Below are 18,974 nucleotides of genomic sequence, written 5' to 3' on the forward strand. Positions count from 1 at the left end.
CTTAAAAGAAGTGCAGAACCTGTTTCTTGTCCTTCCGAGAAGAGTGCGGCAGCGTTCATGCCACACGGACCCATCGGGAGGCAGCGGTGAACGGCATCATGGACAGAGGCCGGACGGGGGTGCGCATCGGTGTGCTCGCCCTGCTGTGGGGCTCGACCTTCCTCTGGATCGAGGTGGCCCTGGAGGCACTGACACCGGTGCAGGTGACGTTCGCCCGGTGCCTGCTCGGGGCGGTCACCCTGCTGGCCCTCTGCCGGCTCTCCGGCCGGCGACTGCCCCGCGGCTCGGCCGTCTGGGGCCGGATCGTCGTCGCCGCCTTCTTCTGCAACGCCCTGCCGTTCGCTCCTCCTCGCCCGGCGCGGTATCCGCACCGTCGTCCTCGAACGCCACCGGGACGTCTACCCGCTCCCGCGCGCCGTCGCCACCGACGACGAGGTGCGCCGCATCCTCCAGGCCGCGGGCGTGGGCGAGGAGTTCGCCGAGATCGCCCGCCCCGCGAACGGACTTCGGCTGCTGGACGCCCGGCACCGGGTCATGGCCGAGTTCCGGCGCTCCGAACACGGCCCTCACGGCTACCCGCAGACCAGCATGTTCGACCAACCCGAGCTCGAACGACTGCTACGCGACGCCCTCGCCCGGCGCCCGGAGTGCGAGCTGCGGGGCGGTGTCGAGGTCACCGGCGTCGGCCCGGACACCACCGGCCCCGTACGGGTGGCCTACCGGGACGAGGACGGTGAGCACCACCTGTGGGCCGCGGCGGTCCTCGGCTGCGACGGCGCCGGCAGCCTCACCCGTACCGCCATCCGTGCCGCGTGGGAGGACCTGCGCTTCGAGGAACGCTGGACCGTCATCGACGTCCGCACCAAGGCCGACGTCCGCTGCTGGGAAGGCGTCGACCAGGTCTGCGACCCGCACCGGCCGGCGACGTTCATGCGCGTCGGTGAGGACCGCTACCGCTGGGAGTTCCGGCTGCAGGAAGGGCAGCCACCGGTCCGCGAACTGATCGCCCCGTGGCTGTCTCCCTCGTACGACGGGGACGTCGACGTCGTACGGGAGACGCAGTACACCTTCCGGGCGCGGGTGGCCGACCGGTGGCGCAGCGGACGGGTCTTCCTCCTCGGTGACGCCGCCCACCTCACCCCGCCGTTCGTCGGCCAGGGGCTGTGCTCGGGCCTGCGCGACGCCTACAACCTCACCTGGAAGCTGGCCCGCGTCCTGGGCCAGGGCGGCGACGAGCGCCTCCTCGACACCTACGAGAGCGAGCGCAAGCCGCACGCACGGCACGTCATCCGGCTCGCGGTCGCCATGGGCTGGGCCATGACCGGCGGCCAGGACGGCGCCGCCGCACTGCGCCGCAGGATCCTGGCCGCCGCCTGCCGCGTACCCGGCCTCACCGCGGCGGCGGGCCGTGACCTGAGTCCGCCCCTGGCCGCCGGGCCCCTCGTCCGGCGCCGCGGGCGCAGGAGCCTCGTGGGCACCCACTGCCCCCAACCGTGGGTGGCACCCGACGGCCGGCGCAGCCGCCTCGACGAACTGCTCGGCGACGGCTTCACCGTCCTGACCGCCGCCGAACCCTGGCCCTCGCTCGGCGCCCTGGCCCCCGGGCTCGGCGTTCCGGCGATCCCCGTGACCGACCTCGGTGACGGCGGCACCCTCGCCGCCTGGCTGCGCGCCGGCCGGGCGGACGCCGTCGTGCTGCGCCCCGACCGCGTCGTCATGGACGTCGTCCCGGCCGGAAGGCACGACTTCACGGACACCGCCGCCTGGGCGTCCCTCCTGCACACCACGCGCAGACCCCACCCTTCCCCACGGACCGCAGAGAAAAGCCCGCCGAGGAGCGCCACACGATGACCAGGCCGTACCCGGACCCCTTCACGACGCCCGATCCGCAGGCCGTCGCCGACAGCCGCATCATCGACTTCGCCCGCCACGCCGGCGTGGACGGCACCGACTACGCCGGCCTGCACCGCTGGTCGGTCACCGACCTGGAAGGCTTCTGGGGCGCGGTGTGGGACTACTTCGACGTCGACGCGGACACCCCGTACGAGCAGGTGCTCGTGGAGGAGCGGATGCCGGGCGCCCGCTGGTTCCCCGGCGCCACCCTCAACTACACCCACCACGCCCTGCGCAACCTCACCGACGACGCCGTGGCGGTCATCGCCCTCGACGAGACCGGCGCCGGTCACGAGGTGACCGGCGGGCGGCTGCGCGCCCAGGTGGCCTCCGTCGCCGCCGCCCTGCGCGACCTGGGCGTCGGCACGGGGGACCGCGTCGTCGGCTACCTCCCCAACACCCCGCACGCGATCGTCGCGTTCCTCGCCGCCGCCAGCCTGGGCGCCGTGTGGTCGGTCTGCGGACAGGACTACGCCCCCGAGGCCGCCGCCGACCGCTTCGCCCAGCTCGAACCCACCGTCCTGATCGCGGCCGACGGCTACCTCTTCAACGGCACCACCCACGACCGCCGCGACGCCACCCTCGAACTCGCCGGCGCGCTGCCGACGCTGAAGGCCACGCTGCTGGTGGACCACGTGGGCCTGCCGTGGCCCTCACACACGTACCCGTCACACGTGGTGCCGTGGGAGGAAGCCGCCACCCGCACCGAGCAACTCGCCTGCACACCGGTGCCGTTCGACCACCCGCTGTGGGTCGTGTTCTCCTCGGGCACCACCGGCCTGCCCAAGGGCATCGTCCACGGCCACGGCGGGGTCCTGCTCGAACACCTCAAGACCCTCGGCCTCCACTCCGACCTCGGCCCCGGCGACCGCCTCCTGTGGTACACCACCACCCACTGGATGATGTGGAACCTGGTCGTCTCCACGCTGCTCACCGGCGCCACCACGTGCACCTACGACGGCAGCCCGGCGCCGCTCGCCAAGCCCGACGTCCTGTGGGAGCTGGCCGCGAACCACCGGGTGACCGTCTTCGGCACCAGCCCCCAGTACCTGCTGGGCATGGCCAAGTACGGCATCGACCCCTCGGCGCACGAGCTGTCCTCGATCCGCGTGGTCGGCTGCACCGGCTCCGCCCTGCCGGCCTCCGCCTACCCCTGGGTCCGCCGGCACGTCGGCGAGCACGTCCTGCTCGCCTCCACCAGCGGCGGCACCGACGTCGTCTCCGGCTTCGCCGGCAGCGCCCCCAACACACCGGTCTGGGCGGGGGAGCTCTCCGCACCCCACCTGGGCGTGGCCCTGGCCGCGTACGACGCCGAGGGCCGCCCGGTCGTGGACCAGGTCGGGGAGCTGGTCGTCACCCGCCCGATGCCGTCCATGCCGCTGTACTTCTGGAACGACCCCGACGGCACCCGCTACCGCGACGCCTACTTCTCCTCCCACCCCGGCGTCTGGCGGCACGGCGACTGGATCACCGTCACCGGACACGGCTCCGTGATCGTCCACGGCCGCTCCGACAGCACCCTGAACCGCAACGGCGTACGCCTGGGCAGCGCCGACATCCACGACGTCGTCGAACGCCTCCCCGAGATCACCGAGGCCCTCGTCATCGGCGCGGAAGAGCCGGAGGGCGGCTACTGGATGCCCCTGTTCGTGGTTCTCGCCGCCGACGCGACCCTGGACGACCCGCTCCGCGAGAAGATCGAGGAGGCGATCCGGACCGGCGCCTCGCCCCGCCACGTCCCCGACGAGATCCTCGAGGTCCCCGGCATCCCGCACACCCGCACCGGCAAGAAACTCGAAGTCCCCGTCAAGCGCCTCCTGCAGGGCGCCGCGGTCGAGCAGGTCGTCAACCCGGCGGCGGTGGACGCCCCCGAACTCATCGGCCACTTCGCCCGGCTGGGCGCCGCACGCCGGGGCCGGGCGATGTGACGACCCCGGCGGTGCCGTTCGTGCGCCGGCCGGCGGCAGACCTCGGCACGCCGCCGGCCGGTGCCCGGCTCAGCGCTTGGAGATGCGGACCACGCCGGTCTCGGTGCCCTGGTAGAGGGTGCCGTCCGGGGCGGCCGTCCCCCGCATCTGGAGCGGGTTGTAGACCAGCCCGATGCCCAGGAAGGAGCTGCTCGACTGCGCACCGGTGGCCGGGTCGATGACGGAGTGGTGGTACTGGGCGAAGGTGTTCAGACCGGCGCTGCCCGTCGGCCCGGTCACGGAGACGGTGTAGATCTTCCCGTCGGCCAGGGAGAGCCGGGGCAGGGCGGCGGACTTGACCGGGCTGTTCCACACCACGGAGCACCCCGTTCCCTCGGCGTTGACGTCGATCCGGCTGAGACCGCCGTCGAAGTTCGCGGAGGACGGCCGGCTCGCCGGAGCGCCCTCGGGCAGGGCCGGGTAGGGGTAGCCGTAGGTGTTGGTGACGAAGACGCTGCGGCCGGTGGCGATGACGGCGTCCTCGGTGCCGCTGCGGGCGTACGGGGTGAGCACGGGGATCCGGCAGATCGGGTCCGGCCCGCCGGCCACCCGGTAGACGAGCAGGTTCCCGTGCGGGTCGGCGTTGTCGACGATGGTCACGTACTCGGTGCCGTCGCCGGGCCCGAAGAAGCTCGGGGTGGTGCCGGTGCCCCAGCTGAGCTGGCCGGGCTTGCGGGCCGGGCCCCGGTCGTACGGCGCCCGCCAGTCCACCACGGGGGTGCCGTCCGGGCCGGCCGACAGCAGGTAGAGCGCGTGGTCGGTGGCGACGGCGGTCCGGCCGGGGACGGTGGAGATGCTGTTCTGGACGCCCTCGCCGGTGCTGATGCTGCGCACGGCCCCGCTGCCGGTGTCCACGGTCCCGATCACCCCGCCGCTGGTAGCGAACCAGACCCTGCCCTGCCAGTCGGGGGTCAGGCCGACGATGTTGTCCCCGGCGGGGACGGCGTTGCCGAGCGGAGTGTACTCGTCGATCTGGAGGGTCCATCCGGAGCCGGCGCGGCGGTGGCCGACGCGCAGGAGGTTGTCGTTCCCGTCGACGACGACCAGCCGGTCGGCGTTGTCGAGGTAGGCGTACACGCCGCCGAAGAGGCTGCCCTTGGGCAGGGCCAGGGAGGCGAGGTCGGCTCCGGTGACGGGATCGAGCAGGTGCGCGGTCGGCGTCTGGCCGAAGATGGTGGTGCACAGCGCGATCACGTAGCCGTCGCTGCCCACGACCACGGTCGGGCAGGCCGAAGCCAGCGCCGTGCGGGAGTAGTCGACGGCGGACGTCCCTGGCCCCGGGTGGGGCGTGGTGCCGCTCGAGGCACTGTCGCCGTGCATGGTCGCGGCGCCGTTGGCCGCGGTGGCCGGGTTCTGCGGCGCCTGCGGCCCGAACCGGGAAGCCGGGTCGGCCGCGGCGGGGGCGCTGCCGAGCGCCACGGTGAGGGAGAGGGCGAGCACGGCAAGGCGCCCGCCCGTGGGCAGGGAGAACGGCATCAGGGGTCCTCGTGACTGGAGGGGGGGAGGGAGGTGCTGGGGAGGCGCTGGTGAGCGAGGAGCCGGCGGCCGGCCGCTCCGGGTACCGCGGCATCCCGGGGCCGGCCGGCTGATGGCAACGACCCACGGGGCGGCTGCCGAGGGTGCGGCCCGGCCCTTGTTTCCGGGTGGGGATGTCGCCCCCGGAACGGCTCCGGCCGCGACGCTATCCGCTGCGCCCGCGATGCGGATCCTTCCGCGGCGATCGGCCACGGACTGTTCACGCAGTTCACGTTCCCGCAGCATGCGGGCAATCCCCGGCAATCCCCGGCGGGGGCGCGGGCATCCGCCGGTGTCGCCGCCGCTCTCGCGATGGGTGTGGCGGCGGGTGTCGCGGCCGGTGTCGCGATCGGCCGTCACGGGCCGGGAACGTCCCCGCCGCGCATGATCTCGGTGAGACGGCCGCGCAGCCGGGCGAACTCGGGCGACGCCCGCAGCGCGGACACGTCGGTGCCGGGCCCCCGCGCCAGGTCCACCGGCAGCTCCGCCACCACCCGGCCGGGTCCCGCGGCCATGACCAGCACCCGAGAGCCCAGCAGCACCGCCTCCTCCGCCGAGTGCGTCACGAACAGCACCGTCGTGCCGAGCCGCCCGGCCAAGGCCCGCACCTCCTCCTGGAGCCGCTCCCGGGTCAGGGCGTCCAGCGCGGCGAACGGCTCGTCCATGAGCAGGAGTTCGGGCTCCGCGGCCAGCGCCCTGGCCAGCGCCACCCGCTGCTGCTGACCGCCCGACAGCTCCCATGTGCGCCGGTCCGCCATCCCGGGCAGTCCCACCCGCTCCAGAAGCTCGGCGATCCGGCCGGGCCGGTCGGAACGCGGCACGCCCAGCCGGGCCAGCGCGAAGGCGAGGTTCCCGCCGACCGTGCGCCAGGGGAACAGCCGGGGCTGCTGGAACACCACCCCCGCCCCCGCGCCCGGCCGGGGAAGCGCGCCCCGGACCCGGGCCCGGCCCGCGGAGGGACGTTCGAAGCCCGCGACCACGCGCAGCAGGCTCGTCTTGCCGCAGCCGGACGGCCCGACCAGGACGACGAACTCGCCCGCGTGGATCCGTACGTCCACGCCGTCGAGCGCCGTCACCGGCGCCTTCGCCGACCCGTACCGGACCGACACGCCCGCCAGCTCGACGACCGCGGTCCGCGTGTCAGGCGCGTCAGTTCGCGGCACGGCCGAGCTCCTCCACCGCGAGCGCCCGCCCGAAGACGGCGACGTCCGGCACGGAGTCGACCGCCTTCTGCCCCTTGAGGAACACGGCGGCGTCGTGCAGGTTCGCCGCGAGCTTGCCGGGGGCGCCCGGCGTGCCCAGGTAGTCGGGTCCGGTCTGCTCCTTCGCGCTGAGCAGCACCAGTTCAGACAACTGCCGCTTCGCCTCCTCCGTCGGCAGTCCGAGCTCCGCCCCGATGGACTTCGCCGCCTGGTCCGGTGCGGTACGCGCCTGTGCGACGGCCTTGTCCTGTGCCTTGATCCAGGCCGTGACCACCTCCGGGTGCCTCGCCGCGAACGCGTTCGTCACCACGCCCAGGTCGGCCGTCGGCTTGCCCTGCCCGGCCAGTTCACGGCTGGTGACGAGCACCTTGCCGTCCTTGGCCAGTTCGCTCAGCGTCGGCGTCCACACGTAGGCGGCGTCGATGTCCCCGCGCTTCCACGCGGCGAGCGCGTCCTGCGGCTGGAGGTCGATGATCTGCACGGACGCCGGTTCGACACCCGCCGCCGTCAGTGCGGCGAGCAGTGAGTAGTGGGCCGTCGACCCGAAGGGAGTGGCCACCTTCTTGCCCACCAGGTCCTTCACCGAACCGATCCCGCGCTTGGCGACGAGCGCCTCGTTGTCCCCGATCAGGTCGTGGATCCACACCACCTTGTACGGGATGTTCAGCGGAGCGGAGAGCCCCTTGGTGACGGGGCTCGATCCGGCCAGACCCAGGTCGACCGACCCGGCGATGACGGCCGTGTTGACGTCGCCACCGGACTCGAACTTCACCCATTTCACGTCGACGTCGGGCAGGGCCTTCTCCAGCAGCCGCTGGTTCTTCACCACCAGGTCGGCGTTGGGTATCGCCTGGTAGGCGATTCGTACGGTGGTCCGCCCCGAGGATCCGCCGGCCGCGTCGCCGTCACCTGCGCAGGCGGTGGCGACGGAGGCCGTCAGGGCGACGGCCGCGGTGAGCAGGAGGGTGCGGCGGGACAGACGTGCGGGCATGGACGATCTCCGGTCTGAGGTCGGACGAGAAGGAAGACGAAGGAAGGCGAAGGAAGGCGAAGGAAGGCGAACGGATCAGGGAGGGACGAGGGAGGAAGGGGGTCGCGAGAGGAAGGGGCCGCGAGAGGCGGGGGATCAGGAGGAGGAGAGCGGGGGATCGGGAGGAGCGAGAGGCGGGGGATCGGGAGGAGGAAGAGCGGGAGAGCGGGAGGAGGAAGAGCGGGGATCAGGCGCGGCCGCGCCACGGCACGGCGATCCGCTCGACGAGCCTCAGCAGCGCGTCCAGCACGATCCCGGACAGACCGATGGCGAGGATGCCCGCGATCACCAGCGCGGTCTGGTTGTAGCGCTGCGCGTCGCGGATCATGCCGCCGATGCCGGGCACACCGTTGATGGTCTCCGCAGCGACGACCGAGGTGTAGGCGACTCCGACGGCGATGCGGACACCGGTGAGGATCTCGGGCAGCGCGGAGGGCAGCCGAACGGACAGCAGCAGCGCCGTCGGCCCCGACCCCAGCGCCCGAGCCGCCTCGACGAGCTGGCCGGGCACCGTGCGGACGGCCGCCGCGGTGGCCGCGGCGATCGGCGGCAGGGCCGCGATGACCAGCAGCCAGATCTTCGGGGCCTCGTCGATGCCGAACCAGATGACGAGCAGCGAGAGGTACGCCAGCGGCGGCAGCGTCCGCAGGAACGTCACGGCGGGCTCCAGCACGACGGCCAGCGGCCGGACCGTACCGATCAGCAGCCCCAGCGGCACCCCGGCCAGCACGGCGTACGCGGAGCCGGTGCCGATCCTGCCCAGGCTGACGCCCAGGTGCTCGACCAGCAGATGGCCGCCGTAGCCGCGCACCCCGTCGTGGACCGTGGAGGCGAGGACGAACTGCCGCCACACGTCGCCGGGCGAGGGAACCAGGACCCGCGGCCACACCTCGGCGGAGACCACCGCCTGCCAGGCGGCGAGGAGCACGGCGAGGGCGACGAGCCGCAGCCCGCCCCATCGGAAGGCCTCGCGCAGGCGGACCCGCCGGGAGGAACCGGCCACGGCCACGGTGCCGCTACCGCCACCGGCCGCTTCGGGGGCGGGTTGCGGGAGCCGGTCCGGACCGGACGCCGCCGACGTCGTCGTGGGAGTGGTCACAGGGCTTCCGTCCCGGTCAGGGCACGCAGCCGCGGGGCCACTTCCTCGCCGACCCGGTACGCCTCTTCGAGGTGCGGGTACCCGGAGAGGACGAACTCGTCGATGCCCAGGGCGCGGTACTCGGCGAGCCGCGCGGCCACCTCGTCGTGCGAGCCGACCAGCGCGGTCCCGGCGCCCTCGCGGACCAGGCCGATGCCCGCCCACAGGTTCGGCGCCACCGTGAGGCGGGCGGCGTCCGCGACCCCGCCGTGCAGCGCGGTCATCCGGGCCTGCCCGGTGGAGTCCATCCCGGCGAACCGCTCCTGGCTCGCCCGTACGGACTCGGGGTCGAGCCCGGCGAGGATCCGGTCCGCCTCGGACCAGGCCTCGGCGGCGGTGTCCCGGCTGATGACGTGCAGCCGCAGGCCGAACCGGACGGTGCGGCCGGCCGCCCGGGCCCGTTCGCGCAGCCGGGTGAGGCGTGCGGCGACGGCGGCGGGCGGCTCGCCCCACAGCAGTTGTACGTCGGCCTGCCGCGCGGCGACCTCCTCGGCGGCGGGGGAGGCCCCGCCGAAGTACAGGGGCACCGGGTGGCGCAGTTCCGGATCGGTGAGCCGGGCGCCCGCGATCCGCAGGTGCTCCCCGTGGTGGTCGGCCGTCTTGCCGTCCAGCAGGGTGCGCAGGACCGTCATCACCTCCTCGGTCCTGGCGTACCGCGCGTCGTGCTCCAACCAGTCCCCGTACGCCCGCTGTTCGGCGGGATCGCCACCGGTCACCACGTTGAGCGCGAGCCTGCCTCCCGCGAACCGGCGGAAGGCGTCGGCCTGCTGGGCGAGCAGTGTCGGACTGGCGAATCCGGCGCGGAACGCCACCAGGAACCCGATCCGGGTGGTGTGCTGCGCGAGCGCGGCGGTGAGGATCCAGGGATCCACGCAACCGAGCCCCACGGGCGTGAGCAGCGAGTGGAACCCGGCCTGCTCGGCGGCGCGGGCCACCTGGGCCAGGTACGGGATGTCCGCGGGCCGCCGGGTGGCGGATCCGGTGCGGCCCTGGACGGCGGTCACACCGCCGGGGTCGCGGCCGTCCCCGCCGGTGGGCAGGAACCAGTGGAGCAGGAGGGGGTTTTCCGGCATGAGGGGGCCTCGTCGAAGCAGCAGCACGGCACGTGCCGCCACCGAGGGGAGCTGACACGTGTCCGTTGAGCAGTGGGAAAGACGGAAGGGGCGCGCGAGGGTGCGCTCGGTCGTTCCGTGCGGGATCAGGAGCGGCGGACCGCGTAGGCCTCAGCGGGCCTGCGGGTCAACAGCCGCGCGCACGAAGGGAATCGGCCCGACACAGCATGGTCGAAACACGCAGCAGATCCACGTGACGACGCGATACGAGTACGGGGGCCATGGCCGCATCCTGTCGGGGCGGCTCCGGAGCGCGCAAGCGTCGTCCGTATGCCGGACCGTCCCGTCCCGCTTGCCGAGACCAGCCCGCGGCCGCGGCGGCCGTTCGAGGCCACGGCCTATGAGGTGGACGCACCGGCGGTGAGCAGCGGGAGGAGGCGGTCGGGGGTCAGGGGGAGGGCTCGCAGGCGGACGCCGCATGCGTGGTGCACGGCGTTGGCGATCGCCGCCGCCGTGCCGACGATGCCGATCTCCCCGATGCCCTTGCTGCCCATCGGGTTGAGGTGGGGGTCGTGTTCGTCCAGCCAGTGTGCCTCGATGTCCGGCACGTCCGCACAGACAGGGACGTGGTAGGAGGCCAGGTCCTGTTCGCGGAAGTCGCCGAAGACGAGGTCCATGGTGCTGTGTTCGGTGAGCGCCATCCCGAGCCCCATCGTCATGCCGCCGATGAACTGGGAGCGCGCGGTGCGCGCGTTGAGGACCCGGCCCACGGCGTAGACGCCGAGGAGCCGGCTCACCCGGACCTCGCCGGTGACGGTGTCGACGCGGACCTCGGCGAAGTGGGCGCCGAAGGCGTGGCGGGCGTACGGGGACGGCCGCCTCGCCTCCTCGTCCGTGTCCGCCTCGACCGTGACGCCCTCGGGCGGCAGCGGACGACCGGGGTCGGCGGCCAGGCTCGCGCGCAGCGCGGCACAGGCCTTGTGCACGGCCCAGCCCCAGGACGCGGTCCCGGAGGAGCCGCCGGCGACGGGGGCGTCGGGCAGTCGGCTGCTGCCGAGTTCGACGCCCACGGAGTCCAGCGGGGCGCCGAGGGCGTCGGCGGCGATCTGGGCGAGGACGGTCCGCGCCCCGGTGCCGATGTCGGTGGCGTCGACGCGGACGACGAAGCGGCCGTCCGGGCCGGCGTGGGCGGAGGCGCGGGACGGGCTCAGGAGCACGGGATAGGTGGCGGCGGCGACGCCGGTACCGCTCAGCACGTCCCCGTCCCGCCGGACGCCGGGGCGCGGGTCCCGGTCGGCCCAGCGGAACCGGCGCGCGCCGTCCCGCAGGCAGGCGGCGAGGCCCCGGCTGCTGAACGGTTTGCCGCTGTCGGGCTCGGTGTCGGGTTCGTTGCGCAGCCGGAGCTCCACCGGGTCGACGCCCACCGCGTCGGCGAGTTCGTCCATGGCCGCTTCGAGGGCGTACATCCCGGACGCCTCGCCGGGGGCGCGCATCCACGACGGGGTGGGCACGTCCAGGGCGACCACCCGGTGGGTGGTGCGGCTGTGGGGTGAGGTGTACATGGTGCGGGCCGGGACGGCGGCCTGTTCGACGAACTCCTTCACCGTGGACGTCTGGGTGACCACGTCGTGGGCGAGGGCCGCGATCGTTCCGTCGGCGGCGGCGCCGATGCGGACGCGCTGGATGGTGGGCGCGCGGTGCCCCACGGTGGCGGGCAGCTGACGGCGCGGCAGGGCGAGCCGGACGGGCCGGCCGGTGTGCCGGGCGGCCATCGCCGCGAGGACGGCCGGCGGCCGGGGGGTGCCCTTGGAGCCGAAGCCACCGCCCACATAGGCCGAGACCACGGTGACCTTCTGCGGGGGCAGCCGGAACAGGCGCGCGAGGACGTCCCGTACGGTCGTCGCGCCCTGGCTGGAGTCGTACACGGTCAGGCCGTCGTCGTCCCACCAGGCCGTGGCGGCGTGCGGCTCCATCGGGTGGTTGTGCAGGGCGTCCAGGGTGTAGGTGGCGTCGACGCGGACCGGTGAGGCGGCGAAGGCGGTGTCGAAGTCGCCACGCTCGCGTACGGCCGGGTGGCCGCCGTTGGCCTTCTCGGGAGTGTAGAGCCGCGGGTGGTCGGCGCTCAGCCGGACGTCGTGCTCGCTCGGCGCGTAGTCGATCCGCAGCGCGTCGGCAGCGGCGCGGGCGTTCTCGGGCGTGTCGGCGACCACGACGGCGACGAGCCAGCCCCGATGGGGGACGCGGTCCTCCTGGAGCAGCGCGAGCGTCGGGTCGTCGGCGTCGCCGAGACGCGGGGCGTTCTCGTGGGTGAGGACGGCGTGTACGCCGGGGCGCCGCAGGATCTCGTCGGAGTGGACGGCGGTGACCCGCCCGCGGGCGACGGTCGCGGGCACCGGACAGGCGTGGAGACAGCCGGGCGGCGTCCGGTCGACGGCGTAGCGGGCCTCGCCCGTCACCTTCTGGCGGGCGTCACGCCGGACGGCCGCCGGGGGCCGCGCGGTCACGGGTTCGTGGCGGGTCATGGCGTGGTGCCTCCTCCGGTCGGCGTACGGCGGGGTGTGCGCGGTCGGACGTCCGGCGGGCGGACGGATGCCGGGCGAGCGGGGCGACGCCGGACAGGGCGTCGGGGGAGAGCGGGCAGCCGGGTGCGGGCGCGCGGTGGGCGTCGCCGGACGGGCGGGGGCGAGCCGGGCTGCTCACGGGCGGGCGGGGGTCGGGCCGGGGGCGTCACGGGGCGGCCGTGGCGGCGCGGGACGCGAGGTCGCCCAGGAGGCGCACGGCGAGGTTGCGGGCCAGCGGCACCTTGAAGCCGTTGTCGCGCAGGGGCTCGGCGGCGGCGAGTTCGGCGTCGGCGGCCCGCCGGAAGGTCTCGCTGGTGGCCGGCGCGCCCCGCAGCACCTCCTCCGCCGCCCGCGCCCGCCAGGGCTTGTGGGCCAGACCGCCGAAAGCGAGCGCGGCGTGCCCTACCCGGCCGTCCTCGACGGTCAGGACGAGGGCTGCGGAGGCGAGCGCGAAGGCGAACGAGGTGCGGTCGCGGGCCTTGCGGTAGGCGCTGAGCGCGCCGGCCGGCGGCGCGGGGAGCCTGACGCCGGTGATGAGTTCGCCGGGCGCGATGACGGTGTCCAGGTCCGGGCGGTCGCCCGGCAGCCGGTGGAAATCGGCGACGGGCACCGTCCGCTCGCCGTCCGCCCCGCTCAGCCGGACCTCCGCGTCGAGGGCGGCGAGGGCGACGGCCATGTCCGAGGGGTGGGTGGCGACACAGTGGGCGGAGTGGCCGAGGACCGCGAGGTCCCGGTGGACGCCCTCACGGGCGGGGCAGCCGGAACCGGGCAGCCGCTTGTTGCACGGCGTCGACGTGTCCTGGAAGTAGGGGCAGCGGGTGCGTTGGAGGAGGTTGCCTCCCGTGGTGGCCGCGTTGCGGAGCTGGGGAGAGGCGCCGGCCAGCAGGGCCTGGGAGAGCACGGGGTAGCGGGTGCGCACGTCGGGGTGGGCGGCGACGTCGCTGTTGCGCGCGGTCGCCCCGATCAGCAGGCCGCCGTCGGGGGTCTCGGTCACGCCGTCGAGGGGCAGGGCGCCGAGGTCGACGAGCAGCGGCGGGCCGGTGACGCCCAGCTTCATCAGGTCGACGAGGTTGGTGCCGCCCGCCAGGAAGCGGGCGCCGGGGTGGGCCGCGAGGTGCGCGAGGGCCTCCTCGGTGCGTTCGGGGCGCACGTACGCGAAGGGCTTCACCGTGCGACCTCCTCGATCGCGGCCACGATGTTCGGGTAGGCGCCGCAGCGGCAGATGTTCCCGCTCATGCGTTCCCGGATCTCGTCCGGTGTGAGCGGGACGGGCTCACCGGGCCGTCGTTCCGGCGGAGTCGCGTGCGAGGGTTCGCCGCGCGCCGCCTCGTCCAGCAGGGCCACGACCGAGCAGATCTGGCCCGGTGTGCAGTAGCCGCACTGCAGGGCGTCCCGGGCGACGAACGCCTCCTGGACCGGATGGAGGCGCTCGCCGTCCGCGAGTCCCTCGACCGTGGTGACGGAACGGCCCGCACACGCGACGGCGAACAGCAGGCAGCTGTTCACGCGCCGGTCGTCCAGGAGCACGGTGCAGGCACCGCACTGCCCGTGGTCGCAGCCCTTCTTGGTGCCGGTGAGGTCGAGGTGGTCGCGGAGCGCGTCCAGCAGAGTCGTCCGGTGGTCCAGGGTGAGCGAGCGGTCCGTTCCGTTGACGCGCAGCGTCACCGTGGACGCGCGCTCCGGCAGGGTCTGGTCCACCGGTCTTCCTCCTCACCTCGGGGTCTTCGCCGACGCGCGCTCGACGTCCGCCGCGTGGCGGTACGTGGGCGGGCCCGACCGACGGGGTCGCCGCTCGACACGCTCGCCGGCCTGTCCCCACGCGGATGCGGACTCGTGTGGGTCGGCGCGGCCATCCGTACGCGCCTGCGTCGACGCTATGCGAGGACCGCCTCCCCCGCCTCCTGCGAACCAAGCGCACGGAGCTGTGGAGTGTCCGGAAAGCACCGGCCACCGCGAGCGGGCGTGGCCGTGACCGCCGTCCGCCGCCTAGGCACGGTCCACGGCTTCGTCTCGCGGCGGGGCGGACCCCGTGCGGTGGATCGCGACCACGGCCGCGTCGTCGTCGGGGTGGGCGTGGACGTGGGCCAGCAGGTCGGCCCTGAGACGGCGCAGGAGTTCCTCGGGGTCGTCCGTGGTCCACTGCGGCACGCGCTCGGCCAAGGGGTAGAAGCGTCCGTCGGCGTTGCGCGCCTCGATGACGCCGTCGGTGTAGAGGAGCATCGTGTCGCCGGCCTCGAACGGGAACGTCTGGACGTCGTACTCGACGATGCCGAAGGCCCCGCCGAGCCCCACGGGGAGGTGGCTCGCCTCGGCCACGAGCGGGAGGAGCCGGTCGCCGCGGAGGACGAGCGGTGGCGGGTGGCCGCAGCTGATGAGGTGGACGACCGGATCGTGGTCGGGGATGTCGAGCAGGATGGCCGTGGCGAAGTCCTCGGCGGTGTCCTGCTCCGTCTGTGACCGCCACTGGCTGGTGTCCCAGCGGAAGGCGGCGTCCAGGTGGACGGCGAGGCGGGGAAGGGTGGCCTGACGGTGGGCGGCTGCTCGGAAGGCACCCAGCAGCAGGGCCGTGTTGCTGATGGCGCCCAGACCACTGCCGCGCACGTCGCCGATGAGGAGCCGGGTGCTGTGGTGGGCGGTGCGTGCGGCCGCGTACAGGTCTCCGCCCAGCTCGGCCTCCTTCTCGGCGGGGATGTACAAGCCGGCGATCCGCAGCGGGCCGGCGCGTGCGGGCAGCGGCTGCAGCAGCACCCTCTGGGCCGCCTCGGCCACCGACTGCACGTGGTGCAGCTGCCGCTCGCGTCGGCCCCGCAGCACGCAAAGGGTGACACAGGCGGCCGAGACGACGATCAGGGCAGCGATCTGCGCCTGGATGTTGGCGGTGCCCGAGACACCCCTGAGCGCGCCGATCAGCACCTGGGCCGCCACCGCGAGAGCTCCCATGGCCGCCGTTGTGCGGGGGCCGGCGAGCGCCACCGTGATCGCGGGCGCCGCCACGAGCAGGGGGCCGAGGTGGACGTGCGGGGGAGACAGTACGTCCACCAGGCACACGGTGACGATCAGCCCGAGCGGGATCACCAGCAGCGCGGGCGCGTGCCCCGGCTGCCAGGAACGCCGGGCGTCCAACCATGCTCGAAGGGCCATGCCCCAAGCCTTCCACCTGCCTGCGCACGGCGAGGACGCGGCGCTCCGGGGGACGCTGTCCGTGGTGGTGCGGGACGGGACGGGAACCCGGCAGCACGTCCAGTCCATCTTCGCCGGGGTACGCCTGTTCGATGCACCCCTGCGATGCCGGTGCCGTCGCGCGACGAGGGGGCCCAGCGGCCTTCCCGCGGCGCCCGTTCCGGAACGAAGCAGTCGGACCCACCGTTCACGTGCGGTTCGGCTAACCTCCTTCCTCGTGGACCAGTTGACCGCCGAAGACCCGCCGCACATAGGGCCGTACCGGCTCATCGCCCGCTTAGGAGCGGGCGGCATGGGCCGCGTCTACCTCGCCCGCTCCGAAGGCGGGCGCACCGTCGCGGTCAAGGTCGTGCAGACCGAGTTCGCCCAGCACGCCGAATTCCGCGCGCGGTTCGCACGCGAGGTCACCGCCGCGAAGCGGGTCGGCGGAGCCTGGACCGCGGCCGTGCTCGACGCGGACACGGACGCGGAGACGCCCTGGGTCGCGACGCAGTACATTCCCGGACCCGATCTGCACGCCGTCGTGGCCGAGCGGCACGGCCCGTTGCCCGAGCAGTCGGTGCGGGTCCTGGCCAACCGGCTCGCGCTCGCCCTGCGGGCCGTCCACGAGGCAGGCCTCGTCCACCGCGACCTCAAGCCGTCCAATGTCCTGGTCACCGTCGACGGGCCCCGGGTCATCGACTTCGGCATCGCCCGGGCGCTGGACAGCATCAGCGGGGACAGCCTGCAGACCCGCACCGGCATGGTGATCGGATCGCCCGGCTTCATGTCGCCCGAGCAGGTACGCGGGCTCCACGTCACCGCCGCCTCCGACGTGTTCTCCCTGGGTTCGGTCCTCGCCTACGCCGCCACGGCACGCCAGCCCTTCGGGGCGGCCGGCAACGGGCTGCACGCCCAGTTGTTCCGGGTCGCCGAGGAAGAGCCCGACCTGGACGGGCTGCCGGAGACGCTCCTCGAACTCGTCAGGGCGTGCCTCCGGAAAGACCCGGCCCGACGCCCCACGCCGGAGCAGATCGCCGCCGGCACCGCCACGGACCTCGCCGACGAATGGCTGCCAGGCGCGCTGCTCGGTCAACTGGGTCGGCACGCGGCACAGTTGCTGGACTTCGATCCGCTGCGCCCGCACACGGCCCTCGTGACGGGCCGGGCTCCCGCCCCGCCGGCTCCCACCCCGCCGGCGCCTGCCCGGCCCGAGCCCACGCCCCGGGCCGTGCACGCGCCCGCCGCACCTGAGCCCGTGCAAGCGCCCGCCGCACCTGAGCCCGTGCACGCGCCTGCCGCGTCCCCGTCGGACGCGCTCGCGTACGCGCCCACGGTGGGGCCGGGATACGACGGGACGGCACGCCCGCACGTTCCCGCCCAGACCACGGAACGGCGGCGGCGCCCGGCCGTCGTGGCGGGGACGGCGGCCGTCGTGGTGCTCGTCACCGTCGGCGGCCTGCTCGCGCTCCGCCCGTGGCGGGGCGGGGCGGGGGAATCACCGTCGCTGAGCGCTCCGAAGGTCTTGCAGGGGAGCTGGGAGGCGCGCCTGAGGGACGGCGACGAGGGGACGCTCGCACGCCTTGTCATCGATGCCACGGGCACCGCCCAGTACTCCCTGCTGAACGAGGAGCGGCTGTGCGTCTGGGAAAGCACCATCACCGGCTCCAGAAACGACGCGATCAAGCTCGGCACGAGTCGGCTGAAGAGGGCAAGCCCCAAGCTGGAGGCGGAACGTTGCGAGGGCAACACCACTGACTACGGTTCTTCCACCCCGGACGGTACGGGGGCGTTCGTAGCAGAATGGAACGGCGCGTTCCAGTGGGCGCGCGATCCGGGCTTTTACGATTACCACGACGACGGCCGCACCTCCTACCGTCCCGAGATGTTCGAGAAGGTGCCGCCCGCCAAGGGCGCGCTGCCGGAGCAGTTCCGGGGCTCGTGGCGCGGCCGGGGAGCGGACGGCACCTACCGCTTCGAAGTCACGATGGGCCAGGACGCGGCGAAACGCGACATTCGTCTGGTGTCCATCAGCGTGATGGGGGAGAGGTGCGTGTACAAGGCGGAGGTGTTCTCCCAGGAGACGGCCAGGCTCCGCACCGCGCCCGCCGAGCTCGCCGACGGCGAGCAGCCGTCGGGCTGTGCCAGGAGCACCCCCGCCCTGACGTTCTGGGCGAGCGAGGACAAGGGAAGGCGGAAGCTGTCGTCCGGACCTCTCCGCGGCGCCGACTCCCCCCTCGTCGAAGCGGGGCGCTGGGTGGGAGAGCTGACCGCCGCGGGCACCTGACGAGCTGGTGCACGGCGGCGTGACGGCCATGCGCTCGGAGGGTCCCGCGGCGTACTGACGAAGCTTTCTAGTCCAGTGGGTCGGCGGCCAGGACCCAGAGGTCACCGGTGCCGCACGTGATGCGGCGCCCGGTGCCGGCCGGTGGCTGTTCCAGCGTGGTGCGGCGCAGCCGCCAGCGTGTTCCGTCGATCACCGCTACCGGGCCCTGCACACGGGGGTTGTGGCCCGCGATGTTCCACGCGCGCACCTGGGTGTGGATGTGCGCGGCTTGAGCGGACCAGTCCACCGTGGCGTAGTCCTCCGAGAAGAACCCGGCCCAGCTGGCCTCGCGCTGCGGTTGCGGTTCGCCCGCCTCGCCGCGCACCAGTCGCCGCAGCACCTGCGGCAGCAACTCCGAAGCGGCCTCCAGCACGCGGGAGTTGACTCCGGTGAACGACCAGATCCGTTCGTCCAGGGAGATCGTCGTACGGGCCAGCACGGAGCCGGTGTCGAGTTCCGCGTCCATTCGGTGCCAGGTCACGCCGATCGTCCGCTCGCCGTTGCGAACGGCCCATCCGACGGGGTTCGGGCCCCGGTAGGAGGGCAGGTCGGAGGGGTGGCAGTTGATCGTCCCGAGCCGCGGGGCGGCTACCGCCGAGGCGGGCAGCTTCCTCGGATAGCCGTAGCTGACGGCCACGTCCGCCCCGTAGGCACGCAGGAGCCCGGCCACGGATTCCATGCGGGAGGGTACGGCCAGGTCCACTCCCGTGGGCAGGTCGTGCTCGCCCAGTACGTGCCCGGGCCAGTCGGCGGGACGCCGGTAGCCGATCACCACCGGGACCCGGTGTCCCAGGGTGCGCAGCGCCTCGACGAGCGGAGGAGCCGTCTGCGGGAGCGCCGCCACGACGGCGACGTTCAGCGCGGGGGTGCCGTGATCGTGCCGCGTCGCCGCCCGCGGTGTCTGCGGGGCGGTCATCGAGCGGCCTCGGCAGTCCGCAGGGAACGCGGCCGCAGATCGGTCCAGGACGTCTCGATCCAGGCCAGGCAGGTCGTCCGGTCGGCGCGGGGGTGCACCTCGCGCCAGCCGTCCGGGACCGTGATGTGGGCCGGCCAGAGGCTGTGCTGGTCCTCGTCGTTGGCGAGTACGAGGAACGTGCCGTCGGGGTCGTCGAAGGGGTTCATGCGTCTCCT

General features: G+C 73.9%; 13 protein-coding genes and 2 pseudogenes. 4 read left to right on the top strand and 11 right to left on the bottom strand.

All coding sequences use genetic code 11. From position 1 onward, the window contains the following. Window positions 1-98 precede the first annotated feature (98 nt). From ACH414_RS02790 to ACH414_RS02800, 3 genes and pseudogenes are all read left to right on the top strand, one after another. Window positions 99-344 (top strand): annotated as a pseudogene (locus ACH414_RS02790) (EamA family transporter); the annotation flags it as partial. After that, a pseudogene (locus tag ACH414_RS02795) lies at window positions 340-1,851 on the top strand (bifunctional 3-(3-hydroxy-phenyl)propionate/3-hydroxycinnamic acid hydroxylase); the annotation flags it as partial. The pseudogenes ACH414_RS02790 and ACH414_RS02795, both read left to right, overlap by 5 nt. Next, the gene (locus ACH414_RS02800; protein ID WP_398940650.1) at window positions 1,848-3,821 is read left to right on the top strand and encodes an acetoacetate--CoA ligase; all 1,974 of its coding nucleotides are present in this window, start codon (window positions 1,848-1,850) and stop codon (window positions 3,819-3,821) included. The pseudogene ACH414_RS02795 and the gene ACH414_RS02800, both read left to right, overlap by 4 nt. A gap of 69 nt (window positions 3,822-3,890) precedes the next feature. On the opposite strand, the gene ACH414_RS02805 is transcribed toward ACH414_RS02800, so the two are convergent. From ACH414_RS02805 to ACH414_RS02845, 9 genes are all read right to left on the bottom strand, one after another. After that, entirely contained in the window at window positions 3,891-5,336 is a 1,446-nt protein-coding gene (locus ACH414_RS02805) for a hypothetical protein (RefSeq protein WP_398940651.1), read from the bottom strand. 395 nt (window positions 5,337-5,731) lie between these two features. Beyond that, complete coding sequence (locus ACH414_RS02810; RefSeq protein WP_382534774.1) at window positions 5,732-6,538, bottom strand: ABC transporter ATP-binding protein; 807 nt, start codon at window positions 6,536-6,538, stop codon at window positions 5,732-5,734. Beyond that, a complete protein-coding gene (locus tag ACH414_RS02815; protein ID WP_382534776.1) occupies window positions 6,525-7,568 on the bottom strand; it encodes a glycine betaine ABC transporter substrate-binding protein in 1,044 nt (347 codons plus the stop codon). Before ACH414_RS02815 ends, ACH414_RS02810 begins: the two co-directional genes overlap by 14 nt. Before the next feature lie 226 nt (window positions 7,569-7,794). Further along, window positions 7,795-8,706, bottom strand: coding sequence for an ABC transporter permease (locus ACH414_RS02820; RefSeq protein WP_398940652.1), 912 nt, complete (start codon window positions 8,704-8,706; stop codon window positions 7,795-7,797). Further along, a complete protein-coding gene (locus ACH414_RS02825; RefSeq protein WP_382534780.1) occupies window positions 8,703-9,818 on the bottom strand; it encodes an LLM class flavin-dependent oxidoreductase in 1,116 nt (371 codons plus the stop codon). Before ACH414_RS02825 ends, ACH414_RS02820 begins: the two co-directional genes overlap by 4 nt. 377 nt (window positions 9,819-10,195) lie before the next feature. Beyond that, the gene (locus ACH414_RS02830) at window positions 10,196-12,319 is read right to left on the bottom strand and encodes a xanthine dehydrogenase family protein molybdopterin-binding subunit (RefSeq protein WP_398940653.1); all 2,124 of its coding nucleotides are present in this window, start codon (window positions 12,317-12,319) and stop codon (window positions 10,196-10,198) included. Window positions 12,320-12,524: 205 nt separating this feature from the next. Next, a complete protein-coding gene (locus tag ACH414_RS02835; protein WP_386562270.1) occupies window positions 12,525-13,526 on the bottom strand; it encodes an FAD binding domain-containing protein in 1,002 nt (333 codons plus the stop codon). Further along, window positions 13,523-14,056 carry a (2Fe-2S)-binding protein gene (locus ACH414_RS02840; protein WP_382534786.1) on the bottom strand — a complete coding sequence of 178 codons (534 nt, stop codon included), beginning with the start codon at window positions 14,054-14,056 and terminating at the stop codon, window positions 13,523-13,525. The genes ACH414_RS02835 and ACH414_RS02840 overlap by 4 nt, the downstream gene beginning before the upstream one ends. Window positions 14,057-14,344: 288 nt before the next feature. Continuing rightward, window positions 14,345-15,499, bottom strand: a complete 1,155-nt coding sequence (locus ACH414_RS02845) for a PP2C family protein-serine/threonine phosphatase (RefSeq protein WP_398940654.1) — start codon at window positions 15,497-15,499, stop codon at window positions 14,345-14,347. A gap of 256 nt (window positions 15,500-15,755) precedes the next feature. On the opposite strand from ACH414_RS02845, the gene ACH414_RS02850 reads away from it, so the two are divergent. Beyond that, on the top strand, window positions 15,756-17,804 hold the full coding sequence (locus ACH414_RS02850) for a protein kinase (protein ID WP_398940655.1): 2,049 nt from the start codon (window positions 15,756-15,758) through the stop codon (window positions 17,802-17,804). A 67-nt stretch (window positions 17,805-17,871) separates the two neighbouring features. On the opposite strand, the gene ACH414_RS02855 is transcribed toward ACH414_RS02850, so the two are convergent. Both ACH414_RS02855 and ACH414_RS02860 read right to left on the bottom strand, forming a co-directional pair. Next, window positions 17,872-18,759: a methionyl-tRNA formyltransferase gene (locus ACH414_RS02855; protein WP_382534792.1), complete on the bottom strand. Its 888-nt coding sequence runs from the start codon at window positions 18,757-18,759 to the stop codon at window positions 17,872-17,874. Then, window positions 18,756-18,965, bottom strand: a complete 210-nt coding sequence (locus ACH414_RS02860; RefSeq protein ID WP_382534794.1) for an MbtH family protein — start codon at window positions 18,963-18,965, stop codon at window positions 18,756-18,758. The genes ACH414_RS02855 and ACH414_RS02860 overlap by 4 nt, the downstream gene beginning before the upstream one ends. Between the last annotated feature and the right edge of the window lie 9 nt (window positions 18,966-18,974).

The sequence above is a fragment of the Streptomyces sp. NPDC020422 genome (genome assembly GCF_044386705.1).
Lineage (GTDB): Bacteria > Actinomycetota > Actinomycetes > Streptomycetales > Streptomycetaceae > Streptomyces.

Bases quoted from the DNA above. Each gene is read 5' to 3' on its own strand.
- ACH414_RS02815 (WP_382534776.1), bottom strand. From the start codon at position 7,568: ATGCCCGCACGTCTGTCCCGCCGCACCCTCCTGCTCACCGCGGCCGTC.
- ACH414_RS02830 (WP_398940653.1), bottom strand. From the start codon at position 12,319: ATGACCCGCCACGAACCCGTGACCGCGCGGCCCCCGGCGGCCGTCCGG.
- ACH414_RS02860 (WP_382534794.1), bottom strand. From the start codon at position 18,965: ATGAACCCCTTCGACGACCCCGACGGCACGTTCCTCGTACTCGCCAAC.
- ACH414_RS02805 (WP_398940651.1), bottom strand. From the start codon at position 5,336: ATGCCGTTCTCCCTGCCCACGGGCGGGCGCCTTGCCGTGCTCGCCCTC.
- ACH414_RS02825 (WP_382534780.1), bottom strand. From the start codon at position 9,818: ATGCCGGAAAACCCCCTCCTGCTCCACTGGTTCCTGCCCACCGGCGGG.
- ACH414_RS02800 (WP_398940650.1), top strand. From the start codon at position 1,848: ATGACCAGGCCGTACCCGGACCCCTTCACGACGCCCGATCCGCAGGCC.
- ACH414_RS02855 (WP_382534792.1), bottom strand. From the start codon at position 18,759: ATGACCGCCCCGCAGACACCGCGGGCGGCGACGCGGCACGATCACGGC.
- ACH414_RS02845 (WP_398940654.1), bottom strand. From the start codon at position 15,499: ATGGCCCTTCGAGCATGGTTGGACGCCCGGCGTTCCTGGCAGCCGGGG.